The organism is Mesorhizobium sp. Root552, from assembly GCF_001427285.1.
GTDB lineage: Bacteria > Pseudomonadota > Alphaproteobacteria > Rhizobiales > Rhizobiaceae > Mesorhizobium.
In genome coordinates, this window is the sequence record NZ_LMFV01000015.1 from 48,874 (window position 1) to 63,914 (window position 15,041).

The 15,041-nt window shown below is 64.8% G+C and carries 6 protein-coding genes; 5 read left to right on the forward strand and 1 reads right to left on the reverse strand.

The annotated features are described in order from the left end of the window. Window positions 1-111: 111 nt before the first annotated feature. Window positions 112-4,371, forward strand: a complete 4,260-nt coding sequence (locus ASD50_RS09140; RefSeq protein ID WP_244484470.1) for a cytochrome P450 — start codon at window positions 112-114, stop codon at window positions 4,369-4,371. Window positions 4,372-4,455: 84 nt separating this feature from the next. Here ASD50_RS09140 and ASD50_RS09145 read toward each other — a convergent pair whose 3' ends face one another. Next, window positions 4,456-5,214 carry a Crp/Fnr family transcriptional regulator gene (locus tag ASD50_RS09145; protein WP_056239397.1) on the reverse strand — a complete coding sequence of 253 codons (759 nt, stop codon included), beginning with the start codon at window positions 5,212-5,214 and terminating at the stop codon, window positions 4,456-4,458. Between the two features lie 263 nt (window positions 5,215-5,477). Here ASD50_RS09145 and ASD50_RS09150 point away from each other — a divergent pair, with 263 nt between their 5' ends. From ASD50_RS09150 to ASD50_RS09165, 4 genes are read left to right on the forward strand one after another with little or no spacing between them, the layout of a single operon-like run. Continuing rightward, window positions 5,478-7,850 (forward strand): hypothetical protein, encoded by a 2,373-nt coding sequence (locus ASD50_RS09150; protein ID WP_056239400.1) that lies wholly within the window; start codon window positions 5,478-5,480, stop codon window positions 7,848-7,850. 1 nt (window position 7,851) lies between these two features. Further along, complete coding sequence (locus ASD50_RS09155; protein WP_056239403.1) at window positions 7,852-9,678, forward strand: hypothetical protein; 1,827 nt, start codon at window positions 7,852-7,854, stop codon at window positions 9,676-9,678. Between the two features lie 34 nt (window positions 9,679-9,712). Then, entirely contained in the window at window positions 9,713-12,310 is a 2,598-nt protein-coding gene (locus ASD50_RS09160; protein WP_056239405.1) for a hypothetical protein, read from the forward strand. Window positions 12,311-12,344: 34 nt separating this feature from the next. After that, complete coding sequence (locus tag ASD50_RS09165) at window positions 12,345-15,038, forward strand: hypothetical protein (protein ID WP_056239408.1); 2,694 nt, start codon at window positions 12,345-12,347, stop codon at window positions 15,036-15,038. The last annotated feature ends 3 nt before the right edge of the window (window positions 15,039-15,041 follow it).

The following is a 15,041-nucleotide window of genomic DNA, read 5'->3' on the forward strand; positions in this document are numbered from 1 at the left end:
ATGACATTTCCAGCGCTCTTTCTCCGCGTATCCGAACAGATGGCCTCACACCATTTCGACCAGATTTATGAGTTCACGACCTAGAACATTCAGTCCGGAGGGGCGTCGATAGTGTTCAAGTGCAGCCCGAAATATTTTGAGCGCATCAAGGAGGTTCAGGCCTCGCTTCCCATCGATGCCGAGGTTCCGGCCTTCGACCTCGAGCGAATGCGCTCGAAAGGGTTTCTGGCGCGCGCGGTGGGATATCTGTTCGAATACCCCGACTGGTGGCTTTCGCTGTTCAGGACAGTTCTGCCGCGCGCGCGCTGCGGGCGGTTCCTGCTTTTGACGCGCGACAGCGACGTGCGCGAAGTGCTGGAGCGGCAGGCCGACTTCGAAACTCCTTACGGACCCGAAATGATCGAGTTCGCCGGCGGCGCGAACTTCATTCTCGGGATGGCGGATGGCGAGGACTACAGGCGGCTGAAGTCGGTCGTGCTCGGCGCTTTTCCGCCGCTGGAGGTCGAAGCGCGCGTGCGCTCCATTGCGGCGCGGCGCGCCAAGGAAATCGTCGACGCCGCCGATACGCAACTCAACGCCGCGCACGATCTTTTCCGCATCGTGTCTTCGACCATCTGCCGCGAATATTACGGCGTGAAAGTCGACGACGAAGGCGCCTTCGCCGACTGGGGCCTTGCGCTCAGCACGCTGTTCTTCGGCGATCCGACAGCCAATGAGACGGCTCGGCAACTGGCGATCTCGGCATCCCGCAACATGCGTGCGGCAATCGACCAGTCGATCGACGCGGTGCTTGCCAGCGGCGCGCTTCAGGACAGGCCGCTCGACCGGCTGGTCGGGGCAATGCAGCAAGAGCGCATCGGCCGGGGCGACATCCACGCCATCATGCTCGGCATGATTACCGGCTTTGGGCCGACGACGCTGCTTGGCGGCGGCAATTGTCTCGATGTCGTGCTTTCCCGCCCGGAGATTTTCGACGAGGTGGCGGGAGCGATTGCCGACAATGACGGCAACAGGCTGGACAGGGCCATCGTCGAGGCGATGCGGTTCAAGCCGATCTGGATCAGCCCCTGGCGCTATGCGCGCAACGAGCAGAAAATCGGGGCGGGCGCAGGCAAGCCCTATGCGATCAAGGCCGACACGGTTATCTGGCCGGCGACGCGTTCGGCGATGTTCGACAAGCGGGCGGTGAAGGACCCGTGGGATTTCAGGCCGGACCGTCCTGACCAGCAATCGCTGATTTTCGGCCACGGCATCCATAAGTGCATCGGCGCGATGCTGGCGCGCGTGCAAACGGCGGAGTGCTTTCGCGCATTGTTTTCGAGACCCGGTTTCCGCCGCGCGGCGGGCCGGAAAGGCAAGCTCGAACGGCTGGGCCCTTATCCGGAAAAGCTCATGGTCGAGTTCGACCCGGCCGGCCAGCAGTCGCTGGTCACCGTGATCGTGCCGGTCAGGCCCGGAGTGGAAAAGGATGCGGTGCGCGAGCAGATCGAAGCGCTCGGCAATCCGTCCAGCGCCGAGGTCAGGCAAAAGTTCGATGCCGTCCGCACCGTTCATTTCGCGACCCTGTCGATCCTTGAAACCGGCGAGCATGCCGATGGGAAGCCGCGCCATCATCTCATCATCGAAATGAGCGGCGACGGCAACCGGCACAGCGTTCTTGCCGCATTCGACCGGGCGCTCGGCGTCGAGGCGCGGCAAATCCTCGAGGACGCCTCGGCCGATCCGCTCGGGGTCGATCTCGTCAAGTTCATGGACAGGCACGCGCAGGACGTTTCGCCCTATTTCGGCAGTCTCAACGGGCTGGTGTTCAGCGGCACGCCCGGCCACACCGTCGACCGCATCCTGCGCGAGGATCGGCTGGCCAAGACCGCGATGCGCGTTGTCGAGGAGCATTCGGCCAAACCCGGCAGCGATGCCGCTTCTGTCCTGCAGGAAGTGCGCGACAGGCTCAGGCTGGACAGGTCGTTCGACTGGACATTCATTCCGGCGGCGAACGCGCTGGACGATCCGCCCAAAGGAGGCTGGAGCGCGCTGAGGCGAACGCTGCTGGCAAAGCCCGTCTATCTTACCGCCGGCATCTTCTATGCACTGTGCTGGGCACTGACCTACTATCTCCTGTTCTACCCGACCGAAACATGGCCGCAGTTTTTGCTGCGCCTCGGCACCGCCTTGGTGCTTTCCGGCCTCGGCATCCTGACCTTGCTGTCATTCGCCGTCGGGCTGGCGCTTATCTGTCTGCGCAGGATCGAGAAGGCATCGGCGCCATCGCCCGATTCCATTTCGCTCGAGCGCCTGGTGGCGTTGCAGAAATGCGAGGATCGCGGCCTGCAAAACCACATGACCGCCGTCTCGACGCTGAAGGAAGGGCGCTTCCGCCGCGTCTTGTTGCGCTTCACCTTCTACGTCATCTCGATTGCCGCCACCCACATCTTCAGGCCGGGGTTCCTGTCCAGCATCGGCACCATTCATTTCGCGCGCTGGGTCTGCATTCCCGGCACCAACAGGCTCGTGTTCTTCAGCAACTACGGCGGCAGCTGGGAAAGCTACCTGGAGGACTTCATCACCAAGGCCTCGAAAGGCCTGACCGGCGTGTGGAGTAACACGGAGGGCTTTCCATCGACGAAGTTCCTGTTCTTCCACGGAGCCCGCGACGGCGACCGCTTCAAGCGCTGGGCACGGACGCAGCAGGTGCCGACGGACTTCTGGTACAGCGCCTACCCGCACCTTTCCACCGCCCACATCCGCACCAATGCGCTGATCCGGCAAGGCATCTGCTCGGCAAGGCTGAGCGAGGCGCGCGACTGGGTGAGCCTGTTCTCCTCCACCGAGCGCCAGCCGTGGACCAAGCTCAACGCCGTGCAACGGCTGCTGCTGCCGGACGAGGCTCCGTCCGAGATGCTGGAGCAAGGCGAAATCCAGTCGATCGTGTTCGGGCCGATGGGGAGTCTTGCCAAGGCCCGGATGCTGGCCTTCCACATACCGGACAGTCTCGACGCAGCCCGGCGCAGGCAATGGCTCAGCTACGTCGCGAAGAACCTGTCCTTCGGCGACAGCCCGCCGGCCCACAGCGCCATGATCGCACTGTTCGGACCAGATGGTCTCAATCGTCTTGGGCTGGACGAAGCCGGTGGCGGCGACCCGCTCGCCAGCTTTCCGCTGGCGTTCAGGCAAGGCATGTCGAACCCTTATCGCAGCCGCATCCTTGACGATTCAGGATCGAACGACCCCGAGGCGTGGCTGTGGGGCTCGGGCCAAAATCCGGTCGATGTGATCGTCAACTGCTATGCCGATACGCCCGAGCTTCTGGCGGAAATGGTGCGGGCGCTGGAACAGGTGTCGGACGATACCGGCGTTGCCATCGTCCACAAGCTCGATCTTTCGATCCTTCCCGCGCCTTCAGGAAATGCCGATGGCCGCCGCGCCAAGGCGCAGGACCAGTTCGGTTTCGCCGACGGCATCTCGCAACCTATCATCCGCGGCAGCGGGCGGGAATCAAGCGGTCCGGCCAATTCGATGCATCTGCTCAATCCCGGCGAATTCCTGTTCGGCTACCGCGACGAGCATGGCTTTTATCCGCCGACGCCGACCGTGCCGGGAGAGGCCGATCCGCTCGGCATCCTGCGCGCCATCGGGCCTGACGGCAGCATAGCGGCAGGGGCTTCGAAGCAGCATGATTTCGGACGCAACGGCACCTTCGTCGTCGTGCGGCAGCTTCAGCAGCATGTCGAACGTTTCAATGAGTATTGCCGCAGCGCCGCGAACGATGTCTCGAAGCTGACGCGCGATGCGGTGACGCCCGACTGGGTGGCGGCGCGCATCGTCGGGCGCTGGAAGGACGGCTCGTCGCTGATCCGCAATCCGCACCGGCCCGGCGGCGGCATTCCCGACAATCAGTTCACCTTCGGCGCGGAAGACCCGCAAGGTCTTCGATGCCCGCTTGGCGCGCATGTGCGCCGCTCAAATCCGCGCGCATCGCTGAGCCCGGATCTCGACACGCAGATCCGCATCACCAAGCGCCATCGCATCCTGCGGGTGGGGCGGACCTATTCCGCCGCCGGCGAAGGCGGGCAGGCCGAGAAAGGGCTGCTGTTCATGTGCGTCAACGCCAGCATCGAGCGCCAGTACGAGTTCATCCAGCAAACCTGGATGGCATCGGGGAGCTTTCACGGACTGCGCGGCGAGAAGGACCCGCTGATCGGCAGCCAGACGGTGGACGAGGCCGGCGACCCGGTCGGCAGGTTCGCGATTCCCAGATGGGAAGGCTCGCTCGCATTGCAGGGCATGCCGTCCTTCATCACGACGCGCGGCGGCGGCTATTTCTTTTTGCCGAGCAAATCGGCCCTGCGCTACATGCTGTCCCGGATGGCCTAGGGCCTGACCCTAGAGCATTTCCAGCAAAAGTGTGCAGCGGTCTTGCGTGCGGAAAAGCGGTCAAACAACAGATTGGGCGTTTCGTCAGCCTTCGTCTGTCGCCATCTGGCGCAGGCTGCGCGCGTTGGCGACCTTGATGCGGCCCCGCTTGATGTCGATCAGCGAACGGCTTCGCCAGGCGTTGATGAGCTTGTTGACCGATTCACGCGTCGCGCCGAGGAACTCGGCGATCTCGCTTTGTGAAATGGCGATCCAGCCGGCTTCGTCGGCCAGAAGCCGGTCGAGCAGCAACAGGCGCTTGGCGAGCCGCACCTCGACGTTCAGGAATGCCTGGTCGCCGAGCGATTCGCTTACCCAGCGCACCCGCCGGCAGATCAGGCGCAGCATCGAGCGGGCGAGAATCGGGCTTTCCTCGATACGCCGCAGCAACTGCGTGCGGTCCAGCGAGACGATCATGCAATCGGTGCGGCAGATCGCGGTTGCGGTGCGCAGGCCGCCGTCGAGTGCGCCGATCTCGCCGATGATGTTGGGCGGCGTCTGCATGTTGGCGACGAGCTTCTGGCCGTCGATCGAATAGATCGAGATTTCCACCGAGCCATCGACGAGGCCGAAGATGCGGTCGGAACGGTCTTCCTGCAGGAACAGGTGCCGGCCGGCCGGCACACGGTCGGCAACGCAATTGTCGAACAGAAGCTCGAACAGGTCGCGGTCGGAAAAACTCTGGTCGAACGTGCCGGCTGCTTCGACCGGGCGGTTCTGTTTCGTCATGCTTGCACGCCTCGATGCCGGCCGGTGGGAATCCAGCCAGACAATCTTGTCGGCAACGAAATTCTTCTTGCCCATGACAGGGGCGATCCTTCCTGACGATGGAGCCGGAACCTGGCAAGGCAGGAGCTGACCCAAGGTAACATTGCCAGACGATGACCCTGCGAGACAAGCCGTCATCGCCCTGTATGAACCCCTGTCTTTCAAGATGATGAACGCCGAGGATAACCCGTCCGGCGTAAATCGTCGCCCGTTAACCTTGATACTGTGAGCTAGATCACGGTGGGCACGCCCGATAGCAGCCATGGTCGGTCATTCGACGGCGATGGAGACGCTGATCAATGCCCCGGGCGGACGAGCTATACGTCATCAGCAAGGATATGTCGGTCAAGACATTGAAGGACGCGGTGCGCCCCTTCAAGCCGCTGCCGTTCCCGCTTCCCCATGTCGAAGAGACGCAGGACGATGCGCTTGCGCTGAGCCCCTCCGGTACGCTTGAGGCAGGCGTCGCCTATCCGGCTTCGGACGGGTCGGCGCGCAGCTTCGCGCTTCCAACCTACACGTTGCAGGAAACGGCTGGCCGCTACGCAACAAGCCTGAAATGGCTGGAAAACACCGAGCCCGGCGGCGCGATTGCCCGGCTTGTGATCGGTCTTTCGCGGACCCTGCCAGCGGCTCCGGCAGGGGGGTCTATCGAAGAAATCGCGCATGAGGTTTCCGCCCGGCTGGTCTACGCCGTGCCGGTCGGAAGCGCCGGCGGGGATGCCGGCGAGAGCTGGCTTTCGATCCCGGTTGGGGCCGTCAACCGTGTCGACGAACAGGCATCGCAGCTTGCGCTCGACGTCAACACCAAGGCCGAGTTCGACCGGCTGTGGTCGGCCATGACAGACCCTGCGGCAAAGGGCAGGCTGGAATTGCGGTGCTTTGCGACCATCGGCCGGCGGACATGGCGGCAGGTCATCCCCGACCGCGTCGGCCTGCTCGACCAGATGAGCCTCCTGAACGACCGTGGCGTGTTGCTGACCCATATGGTGAAGCCGCCGCCGCTGGTCCAGGTCGAACCGCAAAGGCCGCCCCGGCGCAGGCCGCCGGTGCGCGAGCTGAGGCCGGATTTTCGTCGCACCGTGCTGACGGAGCCGGTGTCTCCCCTGATCCTTGACGCGGCGCCGATGCGCTTGAGGGCGGTGCGCACGTTCGACACCGCCATGATGCTGCGCGACGTCGGCACGCCGCTGTCCGTCCTTGCCGATCGTCCCGTCAGCGAATTGACGCCCGTCGCCTCCCGCCGCGCCCTGCACGGGGCCTTTCGCCCCGAGCTGACGGAAGCGGTGCAGGTCAGCGATCTTCTGGTCGATCGCAAGCGCGTGCTGCCGATCCGCGCCATTATCGACAGGAAGGGCAGGCCGGCGCTGATAAGGATCAACGCCGAGGCCGTGCAGTCGGTCCCGTTCGGCTTCGATGTCGGGCTCAACGCCTATATGTTCGACGTGCCGGGAGACCTGCGCCCCGTCATGACGCACGTGCTTTTGCGGGCGGAGTTCGATGCCGGCGAGGGACGCCCGCCGGTGGTCTACTATCAGGACTCGGCCTTCCCCAATCACTACTATTACGAGCCGCAGGAATTCCGCATCCCGCGCCGCGACGAGGCGCCATATCTGCCGGCGCTCAACATCGCCTTCTTCGACGTGGTGCAGGCTCCCGATTCGGGCGACGGCGCGATCCTCTACCGGGCGCATCTGGCCTATCGCGCCGTTCCCTATCTCGACCGCGTCGTGCTGGCGCGGCTCAGGCAATCGCTGCAAGCTGCCGGCGGCAGTGCCGTGCTTTCGGCGCTCGTTCCCGAGCAGGCCACGCTGCGGCTCAGGCTGCCCGACGCGGCCGGATCGGCATTTGTCGATGTCGAGCGGCCTGACGCGACCATCAGCCTCGACGACGGCATCGTCGACGAGGTGCAGCTGACGCCGGAAGCGCTGGCGGCCGTCATCGCCGCCTTGCAAACCGGCGGGCTGACCGGACAGGTCAAGGCGTCGCTGCCCGGACAGGCCGACACGTCGATCCCGATCCGCCTGTCGTTGCACGATGCCAACGGCACCATTGTCGAGCGCAGCTACCGCGGGCCGGTCAGCGACGGGCGCGTGCGCATAACCTTGCGCAACCGGATCGAAAGCCCGCTCAGGATCGGCGAGTTCCTGGCAACCCCGGCAGGGACGGGCTTCGCATTTCCCGAGACGGCACCCGGCTTGCAAATTGCATCCGGTGCTCTGGCCGATATCGACTACCGGCTCGATCCGCCCGGCCTCGTCGTCACCGACATCGACCCTGTCCTGCGCATGACGATCGATCCCGACCTGCCGGCCCTGCTGCCGAAGATGATGGTCAACAAGGGTTACGCCAGCAAGATCTTCAGGATCTCGCTCTCCGTCGATCCGATCTATTTCGGCCAGGTCATGCCGGGGGATGCGCAGGCGCTGACCGCCGTGCTGGTGGAGTTTGCCGACGACGCCACCGTCGTCCTCGACGCGGCAGGCCCGGCCGACGAAATCGACCTCAGGCTGCCTATCCTCGGCTGGCTTTTGAAGCAGCCGGATTCCGAACGCTATTCCTACCGCGTCACCAATCTTCTCGGCGCCAGCGCAGACGTCACCGGCAGCATCGGCGCGTGGATCGAAGGGTCCGGCGCGGGCGTTCTCGCAATCGTTCCGGCGGGGGCGTGACGTGATCATGTTCATCGACCCACCGCCGCTTGCGCCGATCCTGCCGGGAGAAGGTTTCCCCGATCACGAGGCTGTGCGCCTCCTGCATGTGCTGCCGCGCGGGCTCGCACCCGTACGGGAAGCCGACGGCACGCCGCGCTTCGCGCTCAGCCGCTTCCGGGACACGACCATCGGCGCTGCCGGCGGCATGATGCATCTCGAACTCGACTTCGCCACGCTCGATCCCGACCTGATGGGCGCGGCCGCAACCGATGGCTGGGATCTGCGACTTGCCGGGTTCAGCGCGGCGCGGGCACGCCTGAGAAGCCATGTCCCTGGCCTCTCCGACGACGGTCCCTTGGGGCCGTGGAGCGAGGTGGGGCTCTCCACTCGCACCTTGCTGGTCGAGGATCACCTCTTCGACGCCAATACGGCGCAAATGCTCGATGCGCTTCTGTCATCGGATGCCGGCGACATCGAGGTGGAGGTCGAGGCTCGCTACGAGGGGCTGGAACAACCCTTGCCGGTCCTGGTCAGCGCTGAGTTGGCGCAGGTCGCCGCGCTTTTGCGGGCGAGCGCCCCTTCCTCCCTGCTGGCCGAAGGCGTCGCTCAAGATGCTGTCGAGGCGGCAATCCTTTCGGCTGTCTCCGGCGCGCATTCGCCGTTCCGCTGCGAGCAACTGGGCAGCGAGGTTGTCGCCGACGACACGGTGCTGCGCCGCTGTTTGGCGCTGGCGATGCGCGACGATCTCCTTGCCGCCGTTGCGACTGACGATAGCTGGGCCGTCCCACGCTACCGGTGGCGCGACGAGATCGCAGTGGAGGGCAAGCGTAGCTGGGACCTCTCGGTTCCTCGCCGCACCTCGCGCGTCTGGCAGGGGCGCTGGTCGTTGCGCAGCCTCCTCCGCGATCTTCCGTCGGAAGACCGCCAGGCTTTCTTCCCCGCCTTTTCGGCGATTGCCCCGTTTGCGACGGTTCCCGTGGCGTTGATCGGCCCGGTCGGGCTCGACCCCCGCTTCGTGCGGCGGGTGCAGATTGACGTGCTCGCCAGCGGACCGGGCGGCGTACCGCAACAGCGCAGTTTCGTTTATCCGCCGACGCCTGCCTTCCAGCGCTTCAACGTCTCCTATCCGGCGTTGACCGAGACGTTTCAGGTGTCGGCGCATGTGTCCGCCACGCTGTCGCCGCTGGCGGGAAAGGTCCCCGCTTTGCCACGGCCGCTTGGCCGCCGTCCGCTCAAGGCAGGCACCGCGATTGCATGGACGGCCGCCGACGCCGGTTTCGACACGCTTGCCGTCTCGGTGATGCCCGCCCTGTTCGACCGCGCCGCGCGTATCGAGGTGAAAGTTGCCGACGGCGACACGCTGCTTTGCGTTGCCAGCCTGACCCACGACGCGCCCGAGGCCATGCTGGCGTGGGAAACGCAGTCCGGTACACCGGCCATCAGCGCCGTCGCGTACAAGGATGAAGCCGGCGGCCCGAGCGTGACCCTCCACGAAGGCGCGGCGCATGGCTCGCTGCTTGTCCGGCCCGAGATGCTTGAGGTTCTCGATCCCGAAACAATTCGCGTTTCGCTCGATCCGGCGAGCATCGGCAACGCCGCCTATGCCGCAATCACCCTTGCCGACCCGACCGGGCGCAAGCGCTCGTTTTCGCTCGACGCCGGCGAGGTGTTCGACTGGCCATGCTGGCGAAGCTCGCGCTTCGACCCGCTCTCCTACCAGTACCGGGTGCAGCACATTCCGCGCCTGCCGGACGGCACCACGCTGCCTCTGGTCAGCGGCGACTGGTTGCGCGGCCAGGCACCGGAACTGCGCATAGTCCTGCAACCGGCAGGGGTGGACGCATGAGCATGACCGCAACCAGCGCTGAAGGAATGACGCCATGCTGATGATCCCGGCCATCGAGCGTATCGGCAACGTCACGGTCTTTGCCGACGACACGGAATTCTATCGCTTCTATCCCGTTGCCGACGCACCGCGCCTCAGGCTGGACGAGACGGGCGACCCGGTCTTCCTGCTGTTGTCCTACGCGCTGTCCGACGAGGAACGCGCCGCGCATCCCGACCTGCCGTCCGGCGGCGGCTACCTGTCGTTCGACACCACGTTCGAGCCGACCCAGGAAGAAATCGCCGCCGTGCGCGCAGCGCTTTCTCCCCGCGTCGCAGCCGAATGGAACCGGCTCAAGGCAGGGACAGCACAGGAGCAGGCGCGGACCGGCGTCGCCGGCACCACCGAACCGCCCACCATCCAGCTTGTCACGCCGACCTGGACCGAGGGCATGGTGACGATGGACGCGCCGCAAAGCGCGCAGCTGATCGAAGCGCGGGTGGCGGAGTCCGAACCGTCGCTCCTGGCAGGCAACATCGCCAGTTTCTCGATGGATCTCTCGCCCGCCGGCGCAAGCTTCATGGAGCAGACGCTGCTTGCCGACGGAGACGCCGCCGACGAAACGCCGATCCAGATCGCCTATGACCTGCGTTTCTGGGCGCGGCTGCCGCCTGCGCGCATCCATCTCGAAGTGAATGCCGAGCGGATGCACAAATATATCGAGGAGCAGTTCCGCGGCCGCAACGTCGACGCCTGCACCGGCTACGACTATTCCAATGCGGACGTCGACACCGAATCGCTGACGCTCTCCGGCGCGGTCACCGTGCAGATCGATACGGGCTCGGGGTCGCTTCCCGAAGAAGTCATCGCCGAGCTGCGCGCCTACGCATTCGACCTCGTCAAGCAGCTCGTCCAGCACAGTTTCTTCAATGCCGAAGGCGAAGGCGCCGCCCAGCCCGCTCCCGCGCCGCGCCGGTCCAGTGACGGACGGCTGGTCATGCCGCCGCTCAAGTACCGGATACTCGGGCGGCGCAAACTGGTGCGCAAGGACATCAACCAGCAGACCATGTCGATCAGGCTCGACCTCGAGCAGAGCAGCGTCGTGCCGTGGACCATCCATCCGCGCGGCACCATGCAGACGCTTTTGCCGGGTAACCTGGCTGCCCGCAAGCGGCATGTGCGCAAGCTGCGCCTCAACGATCCGTTCTTTGCGACCATCGAGACCGCCATCCAGGTGTTCGCGGATTTCTCTCGGCTCGACCATGTCGAGGTCGAACTCGCCTACGAATCGACCGACGAGAACGGCCGGCCGCACGCAGCCGGTACGGTGCTCAGCTTCGCCGATGCGTCCCCGCAGACATGGAAGACCGCCGTGGTCGGCGGCATGCGCGACTACCGTTGGCGCCAGCGCGTCGTGCTGCCCGGAGGGCGGATCGGCCCGTTCAGCGAATGGACCACGACGCATGCGCCGCGCGTGCCGATCTCCATCGAGTCGCCCGGCCTGATCGAGATAGACGTCGTCTCCGGCTCCGTCGACTACGAGAAGCTGGTGCGCGGCGTCCAGGTCAGCCTTGCCTATGAGGACGCGGCTTCCGGCGTTCCACGCGAGGAAGCGGTCATCATCCTTTCCGACGTCAAGCAGGCGGCAAACTATAGCCGGCGCATCGATGCCGCGCAGACCGGCCCGGTCATGGCCAAGGTTCGCTTCGACCTCCAGTCCGGCGATGTCATCGAAGGCGGCGAATGGATGCCGATCCAGGGACGGCAGCTCGTCGTCAACCAGCCGAGCGAGGCGGTCCTTGATGTCAGCCTCCTGCCCTCCGGCAATGGCTGGCCGGATCTCGTCGCGGTCATGGTCGACCTTGCCTATGAGGACCCGTCGAATGCCGTCTCCATCCATGACACCTTCACGCTGAAGACGCTGGATGCCTTCGCCACGTGGAGCGTCTACCTGCGCAACCGGGCGCGGCGCAACTATCGCTACCGGTGGACGGCCTCGTTCGCCAATGGCGATCTGGTCAAGCAGGACTGGCAGGACAATCCCGGCGATCCCGTGCTTCCCATCCGCATCCAGCGGTCCGGCATCACGGTTGCCGTGGTGGCCGATGCGCTGGACTTCACGGATTGCCCGTTGACCGAGGTCACCATCGTCCACGACGTGCCGGGCGGCGCCAGCGAAACGCTGGTGTTCCGGGACAGCAAGGCACAGAGCTGGCATGTCGAGGCAGCCGACGGCGCTGCCGTCGCCTTCCGCTATCGCGTCACGCATTTCCCGACCGGCCGCGATCCGGTCGAGCTGCCGGAGCGCAAGGAAACCGATCCGGTCATCGTGCTTCCCGCCTACCGTGCGGTCAGCGCCGGTGAGCTCAGGGTCCAGGTCATGGCGCAACTGGTGGATTTCGCTACCACGCCGATCGTGGCGGTGGACCTCAACTACCAGGACCCGGCGAACGGCGTCGACCTCAACCACTCCATCACCATGACGGTGGACCAGCCGATGGCGAACTGGGTCGTCGCGACGCGGGATGCGCGCGTCACCGGCTTTCGCAGCCGCACCAGCTACTTCCTTGCCGATGGAACGCAGAAGGCGGGCGAGTGGGTTCCCAGCACGACGCCGAGGGTCGTCGTGCCCGCCTATCGCCCTTCCGCATGAGATTTCATTCAACCCTGTCCAGGAGGACGCACCTATGCTGAAACTTCCCGAATGGCGCACCTTCCACGAGCAGCGCGTCACCGTCTATCAGGACGACACCATCTTCTGGAAATTCTACCTGGTCCCGAACTATGTGACGATCCGCAAGGACGACACCGGCAAGCCGGTGTTCCTGCTGGTCTCCTATGCCTTCGGCGACCAGGACAGGGAAGAGAATCCCGACCTGCCGCGCGGCGGCGGCTACATGGTGCTCGATGTCGAGATGCGGGTCGAGCCGGACCACGAAAAGGCCATCAAGGAACAGCTCCAGAAGGACGTCGACCAGCTCTGGCATGAACTGAAGCGACTGGCCGAGCAGGCCGGCAAGAGCGTGCAGGGCTACCGCATCACCAGCAGCCACAACCTGCCGCGCCTGAGCACCTCCGTTTCGCTGGGCGTGAACGATGTGCTGCTTGGCCTCGGGCCGGAAGGTCCCGAAGCCCCTCCCGGCGACCAGCCGCCGAAGGTCATCCTTGCCAGCCCGACATGGGTCGAAGGCACCTTCAAGGTTTCCGCGCCGCAGAGCGAGCATCTCGTCTCGAACAGGCTGGCGGAAGGCAAGGTTTCGCTGGTCGGCACGAACGTCGCTTCCGCCAATCTCGACCTGACGACGGCGGGTGCCGCGTTCATGGTGCAGACGCTGGTCGATCCGCAGGGAACGGGTGCGACCAACCTCACGCCGATTCAGGTCACCTACAATCTGAAATTCGTGGCGCGTGTCCCGCCGGTCAGCGTCGTCGCCAGCGCCAACACGCGCAATCTCTACGCGGCGGTGAAAGGCATCTTCCACGACTACGAAGGCGGTGGCTGCGACGAGGACACCGTGTCCCATTCCGAACAGAACATGGAGATGGCGATCTCGTCCGGCCTTGTTGAAATGAAGATCGACGTCGGCTGGCCAGATGTGCCCGACGACCTCGTCAACCAGATGCGCTCGGATGCGATGAAAAGCGTCCAGCAGGCGCTGACCGAAAGGCTCGCCGACAAGAAGGCGCCGCCGGTGCCTGCCGCCGACGACCCGACCCGCGAGTTCGTCAACCGCGACAGCGACATCTACTATCTGAAATCCGAGATGAGCGTGGACTTCACCACCTTCACCCACAAGGAGACGCTGGCCAGCACGCGCAAGCAGGACATCAACCCGCAGGGCACGCTGCAGGCGTTCCTGCACGGCCTGTCGCCAGAAGAAGTGCGCCAGTATGTGCGCAAGATCGATCTCGACGATCCGTTCTTCCAGACGCTCGACCTCAAGGCCTGGGTCTTCGGCATCGACTGGGAAAAGGACCCGATCGATTTCGTCGAGGCCGAGATCGACTATCGCGGCACGGACGAGAACGGCCAACCGGTCACCAAGGCGACGTCGGCCATATTCACCAAGGACAAGAAGGAGTTCGCCTGGGACCCCAGCCTGATCGGGGCGAAGCGCGAGTATCGCTGCCGCTGGCGCGTCGGCTATCGCGGCCATGAGCCGAGCGAATGGAGCGCGTGGGAAACCAAGGCCAGCAATCGGCTGAGCCTCAGCGTAACTCCTCCCGGCAAGATCGACGTGGCCTTCCGGGTCGGCGACATCAGCTTCGACACCGTCACCAAGAGCGTACAGGTCGAGGTGGAGTACGAGGACACCTCGCGCGGCGTCGCCAAGATCGGCACCATGATGAAGCTCGATGCGTCGGCTGCCGAACAGCGCTTCACGAACTGGATCTTCAAGCCGCGCGGCAAGCCGGTGCGCTACCGGCCGACCTTCTTCCTGAAGAACGGCCAGACCATCGTCGGCGACTGGCTTGAAACGACCGGCGATGCCGTGCTCGTCAACGAGCCGCGCTCCGAAAACCGGCTCGACGTGCTTTTGGTTCCAAGCGGCCGGAGCTGGGCCCAGGTCGTGCAGTCGGTGGTCACCGTGCGCTATGCCGACCAGCGCAACGGTGTCGCGGCGGAAGCCTTCTACCAGCTCAAGTCGCTGGAAGAGTTCAAGCAGTTCGCCGTCTATCTGGCGAGCGGGGCTTCGCGCAAGTTCGAGTACCAGGTGGTGACGACGTTCAAGGACGGTTCGAGCGAGCAGAGCGGCTGGCTGACCGGCGACGGCGACAGCACGGTCCAGGTCACCGCGACCGAACCGCCGGAGCTGGTCGTCGACGTTCTGCCGATGATGCTCGATTTCACGGTCACACCGGTGGTCGAGGTTGGGCTGCGCTACGACGACGACGCCAACAACATCCACGAGAGCGAAACCTTTGCGCTCACGGCCAACGAGAAGCAGAGTTGGGCGGTGCCGCTGAAGAACCCGGCGAAGAAGGACTTCAAGGTCAAGGTCACCTACAACTGCGCCGACGGCAAGGTGGTCGAGCGCGCCGAGGAGACCTCGCCGGATACCAAGGTCACGGTGCAGAAGCTGCTCGTTCCCGAGGTCGTCGCATCGATCCTGCCGCGCATGATCGACTTCGTGCAGACGCCCGTGGTCGAAGCCAATGTCGCCTATTCCGATCCGGCGCGCGGCGTCGATGTCCAGGAGACGTTCAGCTTCACCGATGCGACGCCGCAGGAATTCCGGCATCAGGTCGATGCGGCTGCGCCGAAGGCCTATTCGGTGGAGATCGTCTACTACCTTGCCGACGGGCAGGTGGTGACGCGTCCGCCGGTGACGCTGAACAAGACGCAGCTCACCCTTCCGAAATACGTCCAGGCAGCGTGAGGA